At 63.8% G+C, this 21,015-nt stretch carries 22 protein-coding genes and 1 pseudogene; 10 read left to right on the top strand and 13 right to left on the bottom strand.

Annotation, left to right across the window (positions count from 1 at the left end):
• Window positions 1–97: 97 nt before the first annotated feature.
• A complete protein-coding gene (locus ACW9H9_RS25040) occupies window positions 98–1,012 on the bottom strand; it encodes a LysR family transcriptional regulator (protein ID WP_457345895.1) in 915 nt (304 codons plus the stop codon).
• Between the two features lie 118 nt (window positions 1,013–1,130).
• Between ACW9H9_RS25040 and ACW9H9_RS25035 the strand changes: the two genes are divergently transcribed.
• Complete coding sequence (locus ACW9H9_RS25035) at window positions 1,131–2,336, top strand: cation:dicarboxylate symporter family transporter (RefSeq protein WP_457345896.1); 1,206 nt, start codon at window positions 1,131–1,133, stop codon at window positions 2,334–2,336.
• 42 nt (window positions 2,337–2,378) lie between these two features.
• Here the strand turns inward: ACW9H9_RS25035 and ACW9H9_RS25030 are convergent, their stop codons facing one another.
• Both ACW9H9_RS25030 and ACW9H9_RS25025 read right to left on the bottom strand, forming a co-directional pair.
• Window positions 2,379–3,983, bottom strand: a complete 1,605-nt coding sequence (locus ACW9H9_RS25030) for an argininosuccinate lyase (RefSeq protein ID WP_457345897.1) — start codon at window positions 3,981–3,983, stop codon at window positions 2,379–2,381.
• A gap of 18 nt (window positions 3,984–4,001) precedes the next feature.
• A pseudogene (locus tag ACW9H9_RS25025) lies at window positions 4,002–5,248 on the bottom strand (OprD family porin).
• A 207-nt stretch (window positions 5,249–5,455) separates the two neighbouring features.
• Between ACW9H9_RS25025 and ACW9H9_RS25020 the strand changes: the two are divergent.
• The 3 genes from ACW9H9_RS25020 (at window position 5,456) to ACW9H9_RS25010 (ending at window position 9,134) form a co-directional block, all read left to right on the top strand.
• Entirely contained in the window at window positions 5,456–6,403 is a 948-nt protein-coding gene (locus tag ACW9H9_RS25020; protein ID WP_457345898.1) for a LysR family transcriptional regulator, read from the top strand.
• A gap of 98 nt (window positions 6,404–6,501) precedes the next feature.
• Complete coding sequence (locus tag ACW9H9_RS25015) at window positions 6,502–6,978, top strand: (2Fe-2S)-binding protein (protein ID WP_457345899.1); 477 nt, start codon at window positions 6,502–6,504, stop codon at window positions 6,976–6,978.
• The gene (locus tag ACW9H9_RS25010; protein WP_457345900.1) at window positions 6,975–9,134 is read left to right on the top strand and encodes a molybdopterin cofactor-binding domain-containing protein; all 2,160 of its coding nucleotides are present in this window, start codon (window positions 6,975–6,977) and stop codon (window positions 9,132–9,134) included. The genes ACW9H9_RS25015 and ACW9H9_RS25010 overlap by 4 nt, the downstream gene beginning before the upstream one ends.
• On the opposite strand, the gene ACW9H9_RS25005 is transcribed toward ACW9H9_RS25010, so the two are convergent.
• The 3 genes from ACW9H9_RS25005 to ACW9H9_RS24995 all read right to left on the bottom strand — a co-directional run bounded on the left by ACW9H9_RS25005 (window position 9,127) and on the right by ACW9H9_RS24995 (window position 11,463).
• Complete coding sequence (locus ACW9H9_RS25005; RefSeq protein WP_457345902.1) at window positions 9,127–10,260, bottom strand: XdhC family protein; 1,134 nt, start codon at window positions 10,258–10,260, stop codon at window positions 9,127–9,129. The two genes, ACW9H9_RS25010 and ACW9H9_RS25005, sit on opposite strands and share 8 nt — an antisense overlap.
• A gap of 130 nt (window positions 10,261–10,390) precedes the next feature.
• Window positions 10,391–10,858 (bottom strand): copper chaperone PCu(A)C, encoded by a 468-nt coding sequence (locus ACW9H9_RS25000; RefSeq protein WP_457345903.1) that lies wholly within the window; start codon window positions 10,856–10,858, stop codon window positions 10,391–10,393.
• Window positions 10,858–11,463 carry an SCO family protein gene (locus ACW9H9_RS24995; RefSeq protein WP_457345905.1) on the bottom strand — a complete coding sequence of 202 codons (606 nt, stop codon included), beginning with the start codon at window positions 11,461–11,463 and terminating at the stop codon, window positions 10,858–10,860. Before ACW9H9_RS24995 ends, ACW9H9_RS25000 begins: the two co-directional genes overlap by 1 nt.
• A gap of 166 nt (window positions 11,464–11,629) precedes the next feature.
• On the opposite strand from ACW9H9_RS24995, the gene ACW9H9_RS24990 reads away from it, so the two are divergent.
• The gene (locus tag ACW9H9_RS24990; RefSeq protein ID WP_457345907.1) at window positions 11,630–12,013 is read left to right on the top strand and encodes a DUF2946 domain-containing protein; all 384 of its coding nucleotides are present in this window, start codon (window positions 11,630–11,632) and stop codon (window positions 12,011–12,013) included.
• Window positions 12,014–12,075: 62 nt separating this feature from the next.
• Window positions 12,076–12,624 (top strand): putative natural product biosynthesis protein, encoded by a 549-nt coding sequence (locus ACW9H9_RS24985; protein WP_457345908.1) that lies wholly within the window; start codon window positions 12,076–12,078, stop codon window positions 12,622–12,624.
• Window positions 12,625–12,661: 37 nt separating this feature from the next.
• Here the strand turns inward: ACW9H9_RS24985 and ACW9H9_RS24980 are convergent, their stop codons facing one another.
• Window positions 12,662–13,138 carry a hemerythrin domain-containing protein gene (locus ACW9H9_RS24980; RefSeq protein WP_457345909.1) on the bottom strand — a complete coding sequence of 159 codons (477 nt, stop codon included), beginning with the start codon at window positions 13,136–13,138 and terminating at the stop codon, window positions 12,662–12,664.
• A gap of 256 nt (window positions 13,139–13,394) precedes the next feature.
• Here ACW9H9_RS24980 and ACW9H9_RS24975 point away from each other — a divergent pair, with 256 nt between their 5' ends.
• Window positions 13,395–13,601, top strand: a complete 207-nt coding sequence (locus tag ACW9H9_RS24975) for a hypothetical protein (RefSeq protein ID WP_457345910.1) — start codon at window positions 13,395–13,397, stop codon at window positions 13,599–13,601.
• A 62-nt stretch (window positions 13,602–13,663) separates the two neighbouring features.
• Here ACW9H9_RS24975 and ACW9H9_RS24970 read toward each other — a convergent pair whose 3' ends face one another.
• From ACW9H9_RS24970 to ACW9H9_RS24955, 4 genes are all read right to left on the bottom strand, one after another.
• Window positions 13,664–14,224, bottom strand: coding sequence for a type 1 glutamine amidotransferase domain-containing protein (locus ACW9H9_RS24970; RefSeq protein ID WP_457345911.1), 561 nt, complete (start codon window positions 14,222–14,224; stop codon window positions 13,664–13,666).
• A gap of 27 nt (window positions 14,225–14,251) precedes the next feature.
• Window positions 14,252–14,755, bottom strand: coding sequence for a DUF4142 domain-containing protein (locus ACW9H9_RS24965; RefSeq protein ID WP_457345912.1), 504 nt, complete (start codon window positions 14,753–14,755; stop codon window positions 14,252–14,254).
• Window positions 14,756–14,856: 101 nt separating this feature from the next.
• Window positions 14,857–15,636, bottom strand: coding sequence for a DeoR/GlpR family DNA-binding transcription regulator (locus tag ACW9H9_RS24960; RefSeq protein WP_457345913.1), 780 nt, complete (start codon window positions 15,634–15,636; stop codon window positions 14,857–14,859).
• A gap of 309 nt (window positions 15,637–15,945) precedes the next feature.
• Window positions 15,946–16,872, bottom strand: coding sequence for an alpha/beta hydrolase (locus ACW9H9_RS24955; protein WP_457345914.1), 927 nt, complete (start codon window positions 16,870–16,872; stop codon window positions 15,946–15,948).
• A gap of 182 nt (window positions 16,873–17,054) precedes the next feature.
• Between ACW9H9_RS24955 and ACW9H9_RS24950 the strand changes: the two genes are divergently transcribed.
• Window positions 17,055–17,642, top strand: coding sequence for an NUDIX domain-containing protein (locus ACW9H9_RS24950; protein ID WP_457345915.1), 588 nt, complete (start codon window positions 17,055–17,057; stop codon window positions 17,640–17,642).
• Window positions 17,642–18,829, top strand: a complete 1,188-nt coding sequence (locus tag ACW9H9_RS24945; protein ID WP_457345916.1) for a lipase family protein — start codon at window positions 17,642–17,644, stop codon at window positions 18,827–18,829. The genes ACW9H9_RS24950 and ACW9H9_RS24945 overlap by 1 nt, the downstream gene beginning before the upstream one ends.
• Before the next feature lie 21 nt (window positions 18,830–18,850).
• Here the strand turns inward: ACW9H9_RS24945 and ACW9H9_RS24940 are convergent, their stop codons facing one another.
• Window positions 18,851–19,291 carry a hotdog fold domain-containing protein gene (locus tag ACW9H9_RS24940; protein WP_457345917.1) on the bottom strand — a complete coding sequence of 147 codons (441 nt, stop codon included), beginning with the start codon at window positions 19,289–19,291 and terminating at the stop codon, window positions 18,851–18,853.
• Between the two features lie 129 nt (window positions 19,292–19,420).
• Here ACW9H9_RS24940 and ACW9H9_RS24935 point away from each other — a divergent pair, with 129 nt between their 5' ends.
• Window positions 19,421–20,047, top strand: coding sequence for a TetR/AcrR family transcriptional regulator (locus ACW9H9_RS24935; protein WP_457345918.1), 627 nt, complete (start codon window positions 19,421–19,423; stop codon window positions 20,045–20,047).
• A gap of 70 nt (window positions 20,048–20,117) precedes the next feature.
• On the opposite strand, the gene dapA is transcribed toward ACW9H9_RS24935, so the two are convergent.
• Entirely contained in the window at window positions 20,118–20,972 is an 855-nt protein-coding gene (gene dapA, locus ACW9H9_RS24930) for a 4-hydroxy-tetrahydrodipicolinate synthase (RefSeq protein WP_457345919.1), read from the bottom strand.
• Window positions 20,973–21,015: the final 43 nt, after the last annotated feature.

Below are 21,015 nucleotides of genomic sequence, written 5' to 3'. Positions count from 1 at the left end.
GGCCTGCCTGACGGCAGGCCGTTACCGGCCCGCACACAAAAAATCTGACAGTCCCGACAGGTTTCACACGCTGGCCTCCGTACCTGCACCGTCAGCGTCAACCCTTGCGATAAACCCCCGCCAACCCCCGCGCCAAGCCAATAAAGTTCTGCAACGGCGCCGACGGATTAAACGTGCGCCGCACCAGCGTAATCGGCGCCAACAGCCTTGGCCGTGCGTCGCGGATACGGCAATACACCACGCTGTCACGGTGCACATCGCGCATCGACGCGGGCACCACCGAGATACCTTCACCGGCCGCCACCAGGCTGACGTTGGTCAGCATCCGTTCCACTTCAAACGCAATTTTGGGTTCGAACCCGGCGTTCTGGCAGGCCTTGATCAGGTTGGCGTACATGCCCGGCGCGCCGGGGCGGCGTACGAGGATGAAGCGTTCGTCGCGAAGGTCGTTCATGCCGATATCCGGCTCGGCGCGGTCGAGCAGCGGGTGGCCGCTGGGCAGGGTGAGCAGCATTTCTTCGTTGAGCAGGCGGTGGAAGGTCAGGCCCGGATCGCTGCCGACCGGGGCGCGCAGGATGCCCAGGTCGATACGTTTTTCCACGGTGTCCTCGGTCACTTCCCGCGCGCTGCCTTCGTTGATCGACAGTTCCACACCCGGGTAGTGCTCGCGGTAGGCGCGGATGATGCGCGGGATCAATGGGTGGGCGGCGGCGGAGCTGGTAAAACCGATGACCAGTGTGCCCTCGATGCCATGGGCGGCGCGGGCGGCCTTGAGCGCGCCCTGTTCGACGCGGGCCAGGATGTCGCGGGCTTCATCGAGAAACACCAGCCCGCCAGCGGTCAGGTCCACGCCCTTGGGGTGGCGCTTGAACAGGTCAAACCCCAGCTCGTGTTCCAGCGCACGGATCTGCTGGCTCAGCGGCGGTTGCTGCATGTTCAGGCGGGCAGCGGCGCGGGTGAAATGTCGCTCTTCGGCCACCATGATGAAATAGCGTAAATGGCGAAGCTCCATGGTGGTGTATCCCGTAGCCAGACTTTATTATTTGCGGCCCCGCGAGGCGTTGGCGTGCAATATGCCCAATGCACGCGGGCGCCACAATAACAATAAACCGAGCAACGCCGGAGTGCCGATGCCGACCCCTTCCGTCAGGAACTCAACGTTGCCGATCCTCATCGCGATTGCCCTGGGCATGGCGTTGGGGCTGTGGTATCCGCACCTGGCCATCGACATGAAAATGTTCAGCGACCTGTTTCTGAAGGCCGTGGGCGCCTTGATGCCCTTCTTGCTGTTTGTGCTGGTGGCCACCGGCGTGGCCGGGATCAAGCGCGAGCGTCGGCACCGGCATGTGGTGGGGCGCATCGTCACGTATTTCCAGGTGATGTCACTGGTTTCGCTGTCGGCGGGGATGGCCACGGGGTGGCTGTTTGAGCTGGACACCAGCGTGGTCGCCCCGCACGTCACTGCGGCCGTGTTGCCGGACAGCTACTGGCAGGCGCTGTCGCTGACGTCGGTATCGGCCACGTTCTACCGCGTATTCACCCAAAGCCTGGTGCTCCAGGTAATGCTTGTGGCCGTGCTCTGCGGGTTAGGGCTGGGCCGGGGCGGCCGGGCAGGGCAACGTTGCCTGGGCTGGCTGGAAGCAGCGGTGCAAGGATTGTTTCGCGTGTTACGCCTGCTGCTTGCTTTTGCCCCACTGGCCGCGTTTGGCGCGATGGCGTTTGTGGTGGGTAAATATGGCGCCAGCTCGGTGCTGCCCCTGCTCACGTTCATCGGGGTGATTTACCTGGCCTGCGCGCTGTTTGTGCTGCTGGTGTTTGCCGCGATCACACGCTGGGCCGGGATGCGGCTGTGGACGTTGGTGGCGTACTTGAAAGAAGAGTTGCTGCTGGTGACCTTCACCGGGTCGTCCGTGGCGGCGCTTGCAGGGTGTGTGGACAAGCTCGAAGCACTGGGGTGTGACCGCCAGCTGGTTCGCCTGGTCTTGACCACCGGGTATACCTTCAACCTGACCGGGACGAACATTTACCTCACCACCGCGATCATGTTTCTGGCGCACCTGGCCGGGGTGCACATCACCGCGCCGGATTTGCTCGCGGTGCTGGTGATCTGCCTGTTGACCTCGCTGGGCTCGACCAGCGTGGCAGGCTCTGCGTTGTTCACCTTGATTGCGACGTTGAACATCCTGCAACTGGTGCCGCTGGAAGGGGTGGGGTTGTTGCTGGGGGTGGAGCGCTTGATGAAGTGCCGGTCGCTGACCAACGTGCTGGGCAACTGCGTGGCGTGCCTGGCCATCTGCCGCTGGCAAAAAGCCCTCAACCGCCCCGGCGTGGCGTGAGCGGGGCACGCCCGCTCACGCCACTGGCGACAGTGGCGCCGTTTAGTCCTTGGCCAGTTTGTCGAAGGCCTTGTCCAGATTGTTCTCGGCATTCATCAGGTTGACGCGGCGCTCGGCCAGCCATTTCTGGTCGTTGTCCAACGTTTTGCGGGCCTCGGCCAGCATGCGCTTGACCTCTTCAGGCTGCGGCCCACCCGTGCCCTTGCGCGTCTTGACCATCGCGGTCGGCGACAGTGCAGCGCGAAACCCGGCCTCGTCCAGCGGCAAGGTGTTGGGCGTCCACTTGTACTTGTCCGCTGCCTGGCGATACAGCTTCTGCGCATCGGCATACGCGAAGGTCTTGGGCGTGGTGCCGTTGTCCCGTGCCTGGGTGACGATCAGCGACGCAAAGCTGTGGCCAATGCGGAACGGCACCTTGAACTGGCGCTCCAGGGTGTCGGCCAACTCCATCGAGGTGGTCCATTCCGACTCCAGCTCCTCCAGCGCCCGTTGCGGGTTGATTTGCAGCGCATCGAGCACCGCGTCCATGTTCTTGAACATCTCGCCGGTGGACTGGAACACCCCCAGGGAGTCGAAGGCGAACTTGTAGTCGGTCATGCCCGTGGTGACGTTGTGCGCGCGCAGGGTCACGGCCTGCGACAACCCCACCACGTCCGACGCCGCTTCGCGCGTGCGCATCAACAGCCCCGGGTTGCGTTTTTGCGGCATGGCGCTGCTGGTGTAGGTGGACTCTTCATCGAGCAACAACCACGGGCGGATCTGATGGTATTGGGTGTGGATGTCGCCAATCATCGCGCCGATGCGAATCGCCGAGGAGGCGGCCAGGTTGGCGGCTTCGATCGGGAGGTCATAGGTGGACACCTGGCTTGAGTCCAGCGAGTTTTCCCGTACGCCGTCAAAGCCCAGCAACTGGGCCAGCCGCTCGCGGTTGAGCGGGTAGGCGGAGTTCGCCAGCACGGCGGTGCCCATCGGGCTCAGGTTGAGGCGGGCGTACAGCTCGCGGATGCGTTGGCCGTCACGGTCAAACGCGGCTTCAAAGGCCAGCAGGTAGTGGGCGTAGCTGATCGGCATGGCTTGCACGCCGTTGGTGTAGGCGGGCACCAGCGTGTCGACGTTCTTGTCGGCAATTGCCAGGATGCGCTGGCGGGTGGCGTTCAAGGCGTCGCTGTAGGCCAGCACCTGCGTGCGCAAATGCGCCAGGCGGTAGGTGGCGAGCATGTCCTGGCGGCTGCGGCCCGAGTGGATCAGCGACGCTTCAGGGCCGATCTTGTCGGTCATGATTTTTTCCAGCTGCAGCACATCGCTGGGGCGCTTGCCGCCGGGCTGGTCGGCCTGGTCGATGGCGTAGCGCACGCCGCCCGCGATCTTGTGGCCCATGTCCGGCTTGACGATGCCTTCTTCGGTGAGCATCACAATCGAGGCTTTGTTGATGCGGTTGAGCCAGGCGAACTGGGTCTGGGTAGGGTCGCCCTTGGCCTTGTGCGACGTGCTCGCCGAGTCCGGCGTGGCGCCGACTTTGGCCGCCTGGGCCGCGCATTGTTCGGTGGTGCTGCACGGCAGTTGGCCGGTGTCTGCGGCATACACGCCGTAGCTGCTGAACAAGGCGAACACGACGGCCAGATGAGTGAGGGTCTTTTGGGTAGTCACGGGAAAGGCTCCGAAAAATTACAGCAGGGGCAAGGTGTAGCTGACGATGAAACGGTTCTGGTCGATGTCGCTGCCCGAGCCGTTGCTGCGGTAAGTGCCGTTACGCAACTTCACGCTGAGGTTTTTCAGGCGACCGGTCTGGAACACGTAGCCGATGTCGGTATTGCGCTCCCACTCGGTGCCTTCCACGCCACGGGTGCGCACGAAGTTGTCGCCCTTGAGGTAGCGCGTCATGAAGGTCAGGCCGGGCAGGCCGATGGCGGAAAAGTTGTAGTCATAACGCACCTGCCAGGAACGTTCCTCGGGGTTGGCGAAGTCTGGCGAGAGCATGACGTAGTTCACCAGGTAGGAATCGGTGCCATCCAGATGCGGGAAACCGGTGGTGCCCTTCATGCGTTGGTAGGCGGCGCCCAGCGAGTGGCCGTAGAGGCTGTAGGTGAATTTGGCGCCAAAGGCCTGGTTGTCGACGTTGCTGTTGCCCGCCTGGCTGGAGTCGGCGTAGCGCAGGTCGGTCTTGAACGACTGCGACTTGCCCAACGGCAAGGTGTGCACCACGTTGAAGATGTGTTGGGTGTAGTTGTTTTGCAGGTTGGCGTAGTGGTAGCCGGTGGCGAGGTTGTTCGTCCACTTGTAGGTGGCACTGGCGAAGTCGAACTTGTCGCTGGGCACCGACCCCTTTTGCCTTTGCCCGCCACTTCAATGGCCTCGCGCCCGCTGATGTTGCGCAGGGTGTTACTGGTCAGGCGCCCGGCGTCGAAGGTCAGGCCCGCGATGTCCTGGCTGGTCAGTTGGGTGCCGCGAAAGGTCTGGGGCAGCAGGCGGCCATCGTTGGGTAGCACGGTGGGGAGCTTGGGGATCAGGGTGCCGGCCTTGAGCACGGTCTTGGAGATACGCACTTTGGCCGCCGCGCCCAGGCGGCTGTAGCTGTCGGGCGCGCCGTCGTTGCCCACCGGCAACAGGCCGGTGTTTTGCCGGTCGGGGCCGGAGTCGAGTTTTATGCCCAGCAGCCCGGTGGCATCCAGGCCAAAGCCCACGAGGCCTTCGGTAAAGCCCGAGCGGTAATCGAGGATCTGCCCTTGGGCCCACTCGTCACGTTTGGATTGTTTGGCGCCGGGCTGGCGGAAATCGCTGTTGAAGTAGAAGTTGCGAAATTCGAGGTCAGCCTTGCTGTCTTCAAAAAAGTCAGCTTCGGCGAGGCAAGGAAAGGCCAGGGCCAAACCCAGGGTAGCCGAGGACAGGCCCAGGGCGATGGGGGATTTCGTCATTGTTATTCCCGTTGTCTGCTTGTTTTTAGAATTGTGTGGCCGGGCGGCGACAGGGAGGCGCGCTCGGCTTGCGCAGGCTAACGAGTCTGTTTTGAGATTGAAAATATATAGAAAGTGTCGATTGGATATTTTATGGATATGAACTCAGCGTCTGCTGCGTTTTGCGCATTAGCCTTTGAAGTAAAACTTCATAATGGATGTGCTGTAATGCAACTTTTCCTTCAAGGGCTGAACATGCGCCAGGATCAACTCGACGGTCTGGTGACCTTTGTCTGCGTGGCCGAGCACGCGAGTTTTTCTGCGGCGGCGGTGCGGCTCGGGGTTTCGCCGTCGGCGGTCAGCCAGGTCATCCGCAACCTGGAGCGGCGCCTGGGCGTGGCGCTGTTCAACCGCACCACGCGCAGTGTGAGCCTGACCGAGGCCGGGCAAGGCTTTTTGGTCAAGGTGCAGCCGGCCGTGAGCGTGCTGACCGACGCCGCCCTGGAAGTGGGCGATGCCAGCGGCTCCCCCGCTGGGCTGTTGCGCCTGAACGTACCGCGTGCCGGTTACATGACGGTGTTGCAGCCGGTGCTGTCGGCGTTTCTGGAGGCGCACCCGCAGATCGACCTGGAACTGGCGATGGAAAACGCCCTGGTGGACATCACCCGGCTGGGCTTCGACGCGGGGATTCGCTTCGGCGATTTCGTCGAGCAAGACATGGTGGCAGTCAAGGTCGGCCCTGCGCTGTGCATGCGCATCATCGCCTCGCCCGACTACCTGGCGCGCCATGGCACGCCGCAGCATCCCAGCGAATTGCTCAACCACCACTGCATCAGCTTTCGTGCCTCCAGCGGCGTGGTCGAACGCTGGGACCTAGTGCGCGGCCAAGAAGTGTTGCAGTTGGCCGTGCGTGGGCGGTTGATCGTCAACGACTCTTCGGCGCTGGTGCAAAGTGCACTGGACGGGCTGGGCATCGGCTACATGATCAGCGGGCACATCGACCCGTTCATCCAGCGCGGCGAACTGGTCAGCCTGTTTGAAGACTGGTGCCCGCCGTTGCCCGGTTTCACCCTGTATTACTCCGACCGGCGCCGCGTCAGCCGCAAGTTGCGCGCGCTGATCGACTTCCTGCGCGCCACCCCGTCCAGCCTGGCCGCGCCCTTGCGCCTGCTTTGATTAGCCCGCCTTCATAGACTGTGAAGGCGGCCTGCGTTCTTCCACGGCGGCGTAACTCCTAAGATCAAGCTTGTCTTTTTGATCGGCAGGAGAAGCCCGTGGCTCAGACATTGAACATAAACGGTCACGCCCACAGCGTGGACGTTGACGACGACACCCCCTTGCTCTGGGTGCTGCGGGACGTGCTGGGCATGACCGGCACCAAGTTCGGCTGCGGCATGGCGCTGTGCGGTGCGTGCACGGTGCACATGAACGGCACGCCGATCCGCGCCTGCGTGATGCCGGTGAGCGCGCTGGCCGGGGCGGAGATCACCACCATCGAAGCCATCGGCCAGACCCCCGCCGGCCAGCGTATCCAGCAAGCCTGGCAGGCCCTGGAAGTGGTGCAGTGTGGCTACTGCCAGTCGGGGCAGATCATGTCCGCGACGGCCTTGCTGGCCAGCAACCCGCACCCCAGCGACAGCGATATCGACAACGCCATGACCGGCAATATCTGCCGCTGCGGCACCTACGTGCGCATCCGTGCGGCGATTCACCAGGCGGCGGGCGCCGAGTTCGTCAAGGTGGGCGCATGAACGGTGAACGGGCCGGCCTGTCCCGGCGCAGTTTTCTCAAGGTGGGTGCGGCCAGCGGCGGCGGGTTGCTGCTGAGCCTGGCATTGCCCACCGGCGTTGGCGCGGCGCCTGCTGACGGCGCGCAACGTTTTGTGCCCAACGCGTTCATCACCATTGACCGCCAAGGGCAGGTGACGTTTACCGTCGCCCAGGTAGAAATGGGGCAGGGCACCTACACCTCGATCCCGGTGCTGATCGCTGAAGAGCTGGGTGTGCGCCTGGACCAGGTGACTGTCGCCCACGCCCCGGCCGATAACTCGCGCTACGCCAACCCATTGCTGGGGTTTCAGGTGACCGGCGGCTCCACCTCGATTCGCAGCGCCTGGGCGCCGTTGCGCCAGGCCGGCGCGACCGCCCGGACCCTGCTGGTGCAAGCGGCGGCGTTGCAGTGGAGCGTGGCCCCGAGCAGTTGCAGCGCCCGCGATGGCGCGGTGTTTCACCCGGCCAGCCAGCGCCGCCTGGCCTATGGCGAGCTGGTGGAACGCGCCGCGACCTTGCCGCTGCCGGACACGGTCGAACTGACCACCCCTGCGCACTACCAACTGATCGGCCTCACCCAGCACCGCACCGACTCCTCCAGCAAGGTCAACGGCACCGCCCGCTACGGCATCGACGCGCGGCCGGAGGGCGTCAAGCTGGCCGCGATCCTGACCTGCCCGGTGGTGGGCGGGCGCCTGGACCGTGTGGATGATCGCGCCGCCATCGCGGTCAAAGGCGTGTTGCAAGTGCTGCGCACCGAAACAGCCGTGGCGGTGGTGGCCGAGCACATGGGCGCCGCCCGCAAGGCCTTGGGCTTGCTGGAGGTGACGTGGGACGCGGGCGCCAACGCCGAGTATTCGAGCGCGCAGATGCTCGCCGCCATTGAGCAGGCGTCCCTGGCGCCGGGCGCAGAGGTGCGCAGCGTGGGGGATGTGGCGCAAGGGATGGCCCAGGCCAGCCAGACGGCCGAGGCGGTGTACCAGGTGCCGTTTCTCGCCCATGCCTGCATGGAGCCGGTCAACTGCACCGTGCACGTACGGCCCGATGGCTGCGACCTGTGGTTGGGCACCCAGGTGCCGGTGCGCGCGCAGGCCGTGGCGGTGGAACTGACCGGGCTGGCCGAGCATCAGGTGCAGGTGCACAACCACCTGCTGGGCGGTGGTTTTGGTCGGCGGCTGGACGTGGACTTCGTGCGCCACGCCGTGGCGTTCGCCCGGCAGGTGGCGTTCCCGCTCAAGGTCATCTGGTCCCGCGAGGAAGACACGCGCCACAGCACTTTGCGGCCTTACCATTTCAACCACTTGAGCGCCGGGCTGGATGCGGCGGGCACGCCGACCACCTGGACCCACAAAGTCACCGGTTCCTCGATCCTGGCGCGCTGGCTGCCCGAGCGCTTCACCCATAACATCGACGGCGATGCCGTCCGCGATCCCAGCGGGCCGTATGACTTTGCCCACATCGGCGTGCGCTACAACCGGCATGAACCCGCCACGGGCATCACCACCGGGTTCTGGCGCGGCGTGGGGCACACGCAAAACGTGTTCATGGTCGAAGGTTTCATCGACGAGCTGGCGGCGTTGGCCGGGCAGGACCCAGTGGCGTACCGCCTGGCCCTGCTTGGCAAACACCCGCGTGCGCGCAAGGTGCTGGAGGCCGTGGCGCAACGGGCTGGCTGGGGCACGCCAGCGGCAGCGGGGCGCGGGCGCGGGGTGGCCCTGACGTTCTGTTTTGGCACCTATGCGGCGCAGGTGGCCGAGGTGAGCGTGGACAAGGCGGGCCAAGTACGCGTGCACAAAGTCACCTGTGTGGTCGACTGCGGCCGGGCGATCGTGCCCGACAGTGTGGTGGCACAGATGCAGGGCGGGGCGATCTTCGGCCTGACGGCGGCGCTGTTTGGCAACATCACGTTCAAGGACGGGCGCGTGAAGCAGGGCAACTTCGACAGCTACCGCATGCTGCGCATGAACGAGGCGCCGCTGATCGACACCCAGTTGTTGGCGAGTGAAGAAACGCCCGGCGGGATTGGCGAGGTGTCGACGGTGACGATTGCCCCGGCGGTGGTCAACGCGCTGTTCGCCGCGACCGGCAAACGCCTGCGCCGCTTGCCCATCGACCCGGCGGCGCTGGCCACTACCTGACGGTGCTGTGCAGCTCGGATGCGTGAATCGGCTCGTCACGCTGTTTGAGCCGCTGCCCGCTGCGCTCATTGAACACGGCGGTGATCTCCGCCAACACCGCCAGGGCCACGGCCTCCGGGCCGTCGCCGCCCAAGTCCAGGCCCATGGGGTAATGCAGGTGGGCCAGGCGCGACGGTGCGGGCGCGATCTGCGCCAGCAGCCGTTCGGTGCGGTAACGCGGGCCCAGTTGGCCGATGTAGGCAGGCGTGCCGTTCAAGGCCTGTTGCAACCAGAACAGGTCTTGCGCGTAGCTGTGGGTCATGACGGCCACGGCGGCGCCGTCGAGCAGCGCGTGGAGGTTCACTGGGGTGTTGATCGCCAAGTTCAGCACCTGATCGGCCCCGGGAAAGCGTTCAGCCCTGGCAAAATGGCTGCGGCTGTCGATCACGCTCACCCGCCAGCCCTGGGACGTGGCCAGTTGCAGCAAGGGCAGGGCGTCGTGCCCGGCCCCGAAGATCACCAGTCGGCGGGGCGCGGCCAGGTATTCCACCAACACTTCCAGTTCACCCCCGGCCAAGGCGTAACGTCGCACCGAGGTGCGGCGGGTGTGCAGGGCGGTTTGCAGGTCTTGTTGCAGCGCGGGCAGGCCCGCGAGCACGGTCGAGCCTGTGCGCGGCTGGCGGTTGCAGTCCAGGGCGAAACGCTCCGCCAACAGCACCGGCAACGGGCCGCTCACGCCAATTACCGTGGCCAGCACCGCCGGTTGGCCGCTGGCCTGGACTTCGCGCAGCAATTGCACGGGCAGGTACTGGTCGGGGTCTGGCAGGCGCTCAAGCAGCACATGCACGGTGCCGTTGCAGCCCAGCCCAAAGGTGTATTCGAGCGCGTCGAGGTCGTCATCGTCTTCGGCGCTGCTGTAGCGCTGCAGGCAGGGTTGGCCGTCGGCGGTCAGCCAGTCGGCCTTTTTGGCCACTTCGGCTTCCAGGCAACCGCCGCTCAAGGTGCCGATGCGCAGGCCCTGCGCACCGATCAACATGCGTGCACCGGGGCGTCGGTAGGCAGAACCTTCGACCTTGACCACCGTGGCCAGCACCTGGCTGGCGCGGGTGGAAGCCAAGGCCTGGAGCATGGCGTGCAGGGCGGTCATGGGGGGCGAACTCCGGGGCAGTTGGACGACACCGCTGATCAATGCAATCAGCAGGCCGACAATACCGCCCGGCACCTGCGGGATAATCCCCGAAACCCCTCACACGCTTTGAAGCTGAACTGAATAAACCTCAGTGCATCGTGCTGTGGTCCATGGCGTTCAACGCCCGGGCCTGGGCCTTGATTTGAATGACCTGCTGGTCGCCCTTGGCGTTTTGCACGGTCAGGGTCAGCGGCACCTGGTCGCCTTCCTTGATCTGGCCGGTGAGGTCGATCAGCATCACGTGGTAGCCGTCCGGGTCGAGCTTGACGGCCTTGCCGGCGGGCAGCGGCACCGCGTCCACGGGGCCCATGCGCATGATGTCGTCCTTCATGCTCATTTCATGGATCTGCACGGTCTTGGCCACCGGCGAGGCCACGCTGAGCAACTGGCTGTCGGTGTCGGCGGTGACGGTCATGAAGGCGCCGCTGGACGGCTGCCCGGCCACGGTGGCGCGTACCCACGCGTCGGTCACTTGCACCTGGGCGCTGGCGTGCGCGGCCAGGGTGAGCAGGGACAGCCCGAGGGCCCAGCGCTTGAGGTGTCGAACGGCAGTCATCAGCAGACCTCCATGACGGTGAGCAGGTCTTCTGCGCACTCTTTGGCGTTAAGTGAGGCGGACAGGCCCAGGCGCAGGTTGCCCCGGGTGTCGAACACAAAGCTTGTGGCGGTGTGGGAGAGGGTGTAGCTGTCGCCGGTGGGGATCTTTTCATAAAAGATCCCGAACTCCTTGGCGGCCACGGCGATTTCTTCCGGGGTGCCGTAGAGCGCTTCAAAGCTTGGGTCGAAGGCCTTGACGTATTTGTCGAGCACCTCGGGGGTATCGCGTTCCGGGTCGAGGGTGATGAAGATCACCTGCATGATCTCGCCGTCGCGGCCCATCAGCTTCTTGGCCTGGGCCATGCGCGCAAGGGTAGTGGGGCACACGGCAGGGCATTGGGTGAACCCAAAGAACACCACGGGCATCAAGCCGCGAAAAGAACTCAAGGTGACGGTGTCGCCCTCGGTGTTCTTGAGCTTGAAGGTGCGGCCCATGATCTTGTCGCTCAGGTCCTTGCCGTACTTGAAGTTCAGTTTCGGGCTGTTGTCACAGCCGGCCAACAAGCCAAGGCCGAGCAATCCCATGCCGGTGAGGACCTTGCGGCGGGTGAATAACGTACTCATTAACGGTGCATCCTGTGAAGCGCCTGGGAACCACGAATCGACCGTCAGGCTTTGCGAGGAAGGGGGGCATTCTAACAACCCGCGCCCGCCTGCGTAATCTGCGACGTTCTGTCACAGGCCGCGCCCCGCTTCATCCGGGGCAGGGTTCGGTGCTAAAGTCGCCGCCATGAAACTCAGCCGCCCCTACCGTTCACTTGCTGCCTGGACCTTGTATTTCTGCGTCCTGTTCAACGTGTTCGCCTGCGGTTTGGGGCATGGGCAGATGACCGGCCAGGTGCTCAACGGGCTGGGCGGGGTGTTCTGCGCGAGCCAGGGCAGTGAGCTGCCGGTGGTCGGCAAAAGCCTGGGCAGCGCGACGGGCAGCGGCTGGTCGGGGGCGCTGACGTGTCCGATCTGCTCGGCGGTGACCCTGGCGATTGTGTTCCTGCTGGGCCTGGCCTGGTTGCTGGGCATCCGCCAGGCCCCGCGCCCGGCTCATGAACGGCGCAACAAGGCGCCGCCGCGTTATTCCTGGCCTTCGGCCAATCCTCGCGCCTCCCCCGCATTCTGACCGATGCCCGTGGCCTCCCGTTGCCGGGTGGCTGTTTATCGTCACGAATGTGAGTGCGTTTCATGAGCCATCCCTTGCCTGCCGGCGCTGCGCGCCTGGTTTCCCGCCGCCCCTTGGGTGACGACACGCTGCCGTCTGCCGACTACCCCAGCAACGCCCGGTGCTTCGTGCACCTGGACGCGCGGCTGCTGCCTTACTGGCACACCTTGTTCGATATCTGCCCGGGGCTGCTCAAGCTCGATCCGCCCGAGGGCCTAAACCTGTTTCGCAGCTTTATGGTGTGGTCGTATCGTCACCGCCCGTCGCCGAACTGGACGTACTACCTGAGCGTATGCCGCTGGCTGCTCGGCTCGGCCTACCGCCTGGAAGTCGACGAAGAGCCTATCGAAGCCTTCATGATCGCAGCGGCGGCGCGGTGGGTGGCAAACGACGAAACCCCGGCACGCGGGCTGGTACTGGCGTGGCAGGGCTCGCCGCTGCGGGTGGTGGATGGCAAAAGCGCCCACATACCAGCAGTGCCGCTGGACACACTGGCACCCCCGCCGTGGGATTTTGCCTGGTGCCCGTTGGATGAAAGCGGTGCGTTTACAGGGTGGTTGCCGGTGCCGTGAGGCCAGGCACCGGCCGGTTCGGTAGCGCTTGAGCCAATCAAGCGGCCATCGGCTTGCCCGCCTGCTGCTTTTTGTGCGCCGCCTTCATGGCTTCCATCTGCTCGCCCAGCGCTTCCAGCTGGGCTTTACCCAACAGCTTTTTCGCCTGGGGGAACATCTCGGTTTCTTCTTCTTCGATGTGATGCTCCAGCAGTTCCTTCACCACTTTGACCCGGCCAGAAAACTCGGTGGTGGAGGGTTGGGTCTGCTTCAGGTCGGGCAGTACCAAGGCATCAACGGTGCGGTGCTCTTCCTTGGCTTCGTGGTACATCACGTCTTGCTCTTTACCGCCTGCCTTGCGAAAGGCGGGGTACAGGATTTCTTCTTCAAGACGGGTGTGCAGCGAGATTTCCATTTCCAGCTTGGCCAGCAATTCGGTGCGCTTTTTCACGCCCCGTTCGGTGGACTCGCTCAACTGGGTGAGCAGGGCTTTGACACGTTCGTGATCGGCTTTGAGCAGGTCAATGGCATTCATGGTGGAACCTCACGGATAACAGCGGGCGGGTCGAAATGCCCGCCTCGTCGTCAAGGGCATTGCAGAGGTCGTGCCGATATAAGGGATAATTATTTTTCTTTTTAAAACAGTGGCTTATGCGGATCTTCTATTTTCGGTTTCATGCAGCTTGCATGACGCCACAAGGCCCAGGTTGCATTAAGCAATGCACCACAATTTTAATGAACCCTCGCGCCCAACCCTGGACCTAATGCATGACGACCTCAGGAGGTGACGCATGCAAATCGAATATGTCTGGATAGGTTTGGCGGTGATGTTGGTGGTGCTGGAATTGTGGGCAATCAACGCGGTGCTGCGCAGCACCAGCGGTTGGGAAACCAAAGGGTTGTGGCTGGTGATACTGATCTTCGTGCCGCTCTTGGGGCTGATCGCGTGGGCGGTGGGCGGGCCGAAAAAAGCCATGCCCGAGCACTCGAGCCATTGACGGTCAAAACATAAAAAACACAGGCGCCCTCGGGCGCCTGTGTGCGTATTGCAGCGCTGGTTCTAGGCCGCCAGTGCCTTGGCGATAGCCTGGTTGAAGGCGGGCAGGTCGTCGGGTGTGCGTGAGGTGATCAGCGTCCAACCATTGGCCGGGCACTCTTTCACCGCAGTGTCCACCCAACTGGCCGCGCCCGCGTTTTCCAGGTCGATGCGCACGCTTTTGTACGAGGTCAGCGTCTTGCCGCCAATCACGCCTGCGTCGATCAACGCCCAAGGCCCGTGACAGATGGCCGCGACGGTTTTCCCCGCCCGGACGAAGTCCTTGATCAAGCGCAGTGCCGAGGCGTCCTGGCGCAAGGTATCGGCGTTGACGGTGCCACCGGGGATCACCAGAGCGTCAAAGTCCCCGGCGACCACATCGGCCAGCTTTACGTCAGACTCGACGGTCTTGTCCTTCTCGGTGTCGTGGCGGAAGGTCTGGGTGGTGCCGCCTTCGCTGGAGCCGTGGGTGACCGTCGCGCCAAAACCGCGCAGCGTCTCCAGGGGGCTGAGCAATTCGTCGCGCTCGATGCCGGTATTGGCGGTGATGATCAGAATCTTCTTGCCGTTCAATTGGGCACTCATGGTCGAGAACCTCCGGGTTGCGCGCGGTTAATGGGAATGCTGGGCTTGCAACGCCTTGGCCATTTTCAGGTGCGCTTCAAGGGTAGGCAGGGTCTTCTCGGCAAAGGCTTTGAGCTCGGGGTTGTCCGAAGAGGCGGCCTCTTTCTTGAACAGCGCGACGGTTTTTTCGTGAGCGTCGACCTGGTTGTTGGCGTAGGCCTTGTCGAAGGACTCGTCGCGGATTTCCAGGATCATTTTCTTGGCCTTGTCCGTCAGGGCCGCGTCATCCGGCACTTCGATGTCGAGCTTTTTCGCAAGGCTGGCCAGTGCCTGGTTGGCTTGGGTGTGGTCGGTGATCATGTGCTGGGCAAATGCCTTGACGTCGGCCGAAGCACTTTTTTCCAGCGCCAGCTTACCGGCCTCCACTTCGGTGATGCCGCCTTGGGCGGCGTTGTCCACGAAGTCATTGGAGGTGGCCGCCAGGGCGGTCGACAGGGGGCCAGCGACCAGTGCAAACGTCAGTCCCAGGTGTTTCATCAGACGCGTGTTCATGATGTTTCTCCTTGAGCGGTGCAGTGGGGTTACCTGCTGTTGAACCGGCGCTGACGCAAAAGGTTTAAATTAATTTGCGGCTGTTTTTTCTCGCTGCCGGCTCACACGTCCACCTGCACCACATCCAGCCCCAGGCGTTCATAAGCCTCGACGCTGCCCGACGGCACATGCCATTCGGTAATCAGCGTGTGTATGCGGCTGCACGGCGCCACGACAAACGGCTCCACCGCACCGAGCTTGTCGGCCAGGGTCACGGCGATCACCTGTGAGGCGCTGTCGAGCATCGCTTGTTTCACGGCCACCTCTTCAAAATGCAGCGAGCTGATGCCCACTTGCGGGTGCAGCGCGCACACGCCGGTAAACAGCAGGTCGGCCTGGATGCCCTGAATCAGCCGCAAGGCTTCATGCCCGCTGGCGGCCATGGTGACGGGGTTGAGCTGGCCGCCCGCGAGGATCACCGTCACACCGGGGTGAGCGGACAAGGCAATGGCGATCATCGGCGAGTGGGTAACCGCCGTCAGGGTGATACCCGCGGGCAGGGCCCGGGCGATTTGCAGGGTGGTGGTGCCGGAGTCGAACAGCACGATCTGACCGTCTTCGACATGGCTGGCCGCCAATTGCGCCAGTTGGCGCTTGACGTCGTTGGTTTCGCCTGCGCGGGTGAAAAAGTCCTTGCCCGTGTCTTTGGGCCTGGGCAGCGCGCCGCCGTGAACCCGCTGCAACAGGCCGGCGGCGGCGAGCTCGCCGAGGTCACGGCGGATGGTGTCCTGCGAGACGGCGAAATGCTCGACCAGCTCGGACGCGGTGACTTTGCCGTCGCGCTCCAGGAGTAACAGGATCTTCTGTTTGCGCAAGGAGGGAAGGTCGAGGGTGTTATGCATGTTTGTGCTCGTTTATGCGGGTTTGTGCGAGATTATCCCTCCGTTGCCTCAAAGGCAATCTGCCGCCGCCCCACGCGATATTTTCCTGCGCCACTGCGGTGTTACAGGGCTTTCTCGGATGAAAAAACCTAAATACGTAAAAAGAGTTGTCCACGAAAACCGTGGGTATCTCTGTGGATAACTTCGCGTCAGCCCGGTGGGGAAGGCGATTTAACGTTCGGTCAATATTTGACCAATAGGGGTTTGGGCCCCGCAAGTGCTGGGCTTGCGCTTGACAGGCCCGCTGCACATCGGTGCCGAAATGCCGACTTACGAGTTGTCGGGCGTCGCGCTGGAGGACCCTGCAACGTGCGCAGGCATCGCCGTTTGCATCAGGCGCTCGAGTGCCTGGCGATAATTGCCGCCCGCCAGGCTCATGCTGTTGTTATGGCTGGCACCGGGCACCAACAGCAGGCTTTTGGGGGGCAAGGCAGCGTCGAACAGTTGCTGGCTGAAGCGCGGCGGTACAAACCGGTCGTCGAGGCCGTGGACCACCAACAACGGCATATGGATGTCGGCGATCTTGTCGATGGAGTCGAACTTCTGCGACAGCAGCCAGCGCACCGGCAAGCGGGTGTTTGCGACCGCGGCCGCGACGTCCGCCAGCGAGGTGAACGTGGACTCGATCACCAACCCGCGCACCGGCGCAGGCTGCTGCTTGCCCAGCTCTGCCGCGAGGTCGATCGCCACGGCGCCGCCCAGCGAATGCCCGTAGATCAGGCGTTTGGCCGGGTCGGGTTGCAGCTGCTCAAAACGCTCCCAGGCGATGCGTGCGTCTTCATACACGCGGGCTTCAGACGGCAGGTCGCCATGGCTCTGGCCAAACCCGCGGTAGTCGATGGCCATCACCGAAAAGCCCAGCGCCTGCAATTGGGCGATGCGAAACAGCTGGCCGGTGAGGTTCCAGCGCACGCCGTGCAGGTAAAGAATCGCCGGTGCGTCCTTTTGTGCGGCGGGCCACCACCAGCCATGCAGGTTTTGCCCGGCCTTGAAACGGGCGGGCTTGAGGTCGAACTCCTGCACCTCGCGCGGCAGGCCGGTGTACCAGCTGGCCGTGCCGGGCTCGATCTGAAACAACAGCTCGCGCTCCTTGTGTTGCAGCACCGCACACCCCACCGGCAAGCCGACGATCAACACGGCCATGCACAGCAGGGGCAACCAGCGCAGGCTCAGACGGGAGAGGGCACGTGAAAACATGAAGGGTCCAGGGCAAAGGCCAGGCAGGGTTTTAACAGATGCCTGGCCATAGAAAGATGAAAGGCGACCGCCGTGACAACCGATCGCTTGCCGAGTATGACCACTGCACAGCCTCGAGCGCCATCTTGACGGTGCCGGGGCTGGCGCGACATCCTCGCGGTCCCACGACTCAAGGCCCGACCATGGACAACAGCCCCGTTCGCATCCACACCGAAGAACTGCTTTCGGACAACTGGTACGTACTGAAAAAGTACAGCTTCGACCTGCGCCGCCGCGACGGCAGCTGGCAGGCCCAGACCCGTGAAGTCTACGACCGGGGCAACGGGGCGACGGTGCTGCTGTACAACCGTGAACAGCGCACGGTGCTGTTGATTCGCCAGTTCCGCATGCCGACCTTCGTCAATGACTACCACGGCTACCTGATCGAAACCGCCGCCGGGCTTTTGGACAACGCCAGCCCCGAGGAACGGATTCGCCTGGAGGCCGAGGAAGAAACCGGCTACCGCGTCGGCGCTCTCGAAAAAGTCTATTCGGCCTTCATGAGCCCGGGGTCGGTGACCGAGCGCATTCACTTTTTCGTGGGGCACTATCAGCCGGGCGACCGTATCGGCGAGGGCGGCGGCCTGGCGGAAGAGGGCGAAGACATCGAAGTGCTGGAGCTGGGTTTCGAGGCCGCCTTTGCCATGGTGCAGAGCGGTGAGATTGTCGACGGCAAGACCATCATGCTCCTGCAATACTTGGAGCTGCGCCTGTTGAAAGAGGGCTGGTGATGGGGCGTTTGCCGGTCTGTGCGCTGCTGGCCTGGTTACTCGTTTGCAGCGCGGCCAATGCGGCGGACGAGGGCGTCGGTGCCTTTTACCGCTGGGCCGACCCGCTGCCCGCCGCGCCCGGCCAGATGCTGCGCACCGAGCCGTTGACGCCCGCGCAAAGCCTGCCGGAGGCCGGGCAGAATATCCGCCTGCTGTACACCTCCACCGACGGGCTGGACCGGCACCGGGCGGTGGTGGTGTCGGGCGCGCTGTTTGTGCCTAAAGGGGCGCCGCCGCCGGGCGGCTGGCCGTTGATGGCCTGGGCTCATGGCACCGTTGGCAGCGCCGACCGCTGCGCGCCGTCGTTTGCCGGGCGCAGCCCGCGGGATGTGCGTTACCTCAATCACTGGCTGGCCCAGGGCTACGCCATTGTCGCTACGGATTACCAAGGGCTTGGCACGCCCGGCTTGCACCCCTATGGGCTGACGAGCCCGCTGGCGTATGGCGTGCTCGACAGTATCCGGGCGGTGCAAGCGGCAGGGTTTGACCTGTCTGCACGAGTGGTGGTGTTTGGCCAGTCACAGGGCGGCCGGGCGGCATTCGCCACGGCGGTGTATGCCAAAGACTACGCGCCGGAGCTGGAGATTGTGGGGGTGGTCGCCACCGGCACCCCGTACGCCACTGACCGCAGGCCAGCGCCAAGTGCCGAGTTGGAACAGGCCCGTCGTTCGGTCGTACCGACCTTCGCCTACAACCTGCTGCGCCTGAGTACCGCGACCTTGCTGGACCCTTCCTTCGTACCCACCGACTACCTGAGCGAGCGTGCCCTCCCGGCATTCGACCTCAGCCAGCACGATTGCCTGCACGCGATTGAGCAACGGGTGGTAGCCGACGGGCTGACCTTCAACAACAGCTTCAAACGCTCGCCCAAACCAGCGCTGGAGCAGGTGAACCGCGCGTCGGCCTACCCGACGCTGAAAACCGACATCCCGGTGTTCCTCGGCACCGGCGGCCAGGACCGGGATGTGTTCGTGCCGGGGCAAAAAGCCCTGGTGCGCGACGCCTGCCAGGCCGGTGACCGTATCGAATGGCACTTTTACCCGCAGCTGGATCACTCCGCCACCGTCAACGGTTCGCTGGCAGACTCGACGCCGTTCGTGCGCAAGGTGTTTGCCGGTGAGCACATCACCGGCAATTGCGGCAGCTGACGGGCGGCAGACCCCAGGCGCCTACGCCAATTTGACGTTCATGGTGATCTGCGCCGTGAACACCACCTTCCCATCGGTGTCCACGGCCTCGACCGGCACGACCTTGTCGCCGGCCGTGTGCCAATCAATCGCTTCGCCGTTTGCGCGAGCCGTCACAGCGGTCTTGGCCTTGGCCACGTACTGGACCGTCATGCCCTTGGGAATCCAGCGCGCCCCTGCGGGCACCGACACGTCCGTCATGGTGCCGGCCACCAATTCCGCCGCGTTGCACAACGCGATCGCATGCACGGTGCCCAAATGGTTGGTGATGGCTTGGGTGAACGGCACTTCTACGCAGGCAAACCCTGGGCGCACTTGGGTCATCAAGGGGTCGATGGTGCTGAAGTAGGGCGCTGTCTGGCACACCAGTTTGCTGAATGCGTGTGAACCGACGCTGTTGAACAGGCTTAAAAACTGACTCATAAAATCGCCTCGCTGGCAGGATTACCGAATGTTGTTCTTTTACAGAATAATGTTCTGTAACGGAACGGTATTCGGTTAGCGGGAAATCTGTCAAGCTGCCCACCGCCTCCTTTTTTGACTGTGCGCCGCATGCAAACCCTGACTCTGCTCCAGCGTTGTTTCCCCGGCCGACGGGCCGAACTCAAGCGCGACATCTTCAAGACCGCCCTGGACCTGTTCAACGAACAAGGGCTGGAAACCACCACGATCGAAATGATCCGTGCCCGATGCGACACCAGCGTCGGCGCCATTTACCATCACTTTGGCAACAAGGAGGGGTTGGTGGCGGCGCTGTTCTTCACCGCGCTGGATGACCAGGCGCAGCTGCGCGGGCGCTACCTTGATGCCGCCGACACGGCAGAGCAGGGCGTGTACGCGCTGGTACACAGCTACGTGGACTGGGTGGACAGCGAACCGCAGTGGGCGCGCTTCCAGTACCTCGCCCACCCAGCCGTGACCAAAGGCCCGTTCGCGGCCGAGCTGGAAAGCCGCAACCACACGCGCAACACGTTACTCAACGACTGGCTGGCCGGCCCGGGGCGCGGTGACCCACTGGCCAACGTACCGGCCGAACTGATGCCGTCGCTGATCATCGGCCAGGCCGACAGCTACTGCCGCGCTTGGCTGGCCGGGCGCACAACGACAAGCCCACGAATCTGGCGCGATGCGTTGGCACAGGCCGCCTGGCGTTCGATCAGCGGCATGAGCCGGGCTTAAACACGCGGGCCACCCTTGCGCGCTTACCGCTCAAAAAGAGCGGATGCCCCGCTCATTCCCACGCCGTTCATCACGGCTCAAGGGCCCGCAACCGTTGCACCAGCGCTTCGCTGGCACGTTGCATGGGTTCGCGCAGTTCGCTGCCGATCAGCCCTGCAAGCGCCAGTGCGGCTTTGACCGGGGCCGGGTTGGGCTCGCTGAACAGGGTGTGGATCAACGGCAGGAGCTGGAAAAAGGTGTGCCGCCCGGCCGCCAACTGCCCGTCGCGGATCTGTTGATGCAGTGCCACGAAGCGCTCGGTGTGCACGTGCGCCGATGCGGCAATGGCGCCGCTGGCACCCAGGCACAGGGCGTTGAAGAGTTGCACGTCTTCGCCGCACAACACATCCACTTGGCCGCTGGCCAGCAGCGCCAGGGTGTTACTCAGGTTGCCGCCGCAATCTTTGATGGCCACGATGCGTTCGTGGGCGACGATGCGCAGCAACGTGGCCTGTTCAAAGGCAATGCCGGTGCGGTAGGGGATGTCGTACAGGATGACGGGCACGCTGGACGCGTCGGCGACGGTGCGAAAAAACGCCTCAAGGCCCGCCTGGGAGGGGCGGATATAACTTGGTGCGGGCACCAGCACCCCCGCCAGCGGGCGTTTTTGCAGTTCGCTCTGAAATTGCAGCAGCTCGATCTGGTTGTTGCCCGACAGGCCCATCACCACCTGCTGCGGGGGTACGAGCTCCAGCACCGTATCCAGCACCGCCAGTTGTTCGTGCTTGAGCAGCGACGCCGCCTCGCCGGTGGTGGTGCAGACCATGATGCCGGCCACGCCTTTTTCCAGCAGGTGCCCCACCAGCCGGCGCAAGCCGACGAAGTCGATGGCGCCGTGGTGGAACGGCGTGACCACGGGAACCCAGATACCTTGGAACGATGACATGCGCTTTCTCCTGATGGTTGACCGATTTCGTCACCGTCAGAAG

This window comes from Pseudomonas sp. SDO5215_S409, assembly GCF_054071325.1.
Note: the sequence above shows the minus strand (reverse complement) of the source record. Positions and strands in the feature narration are given on the sequence as shown.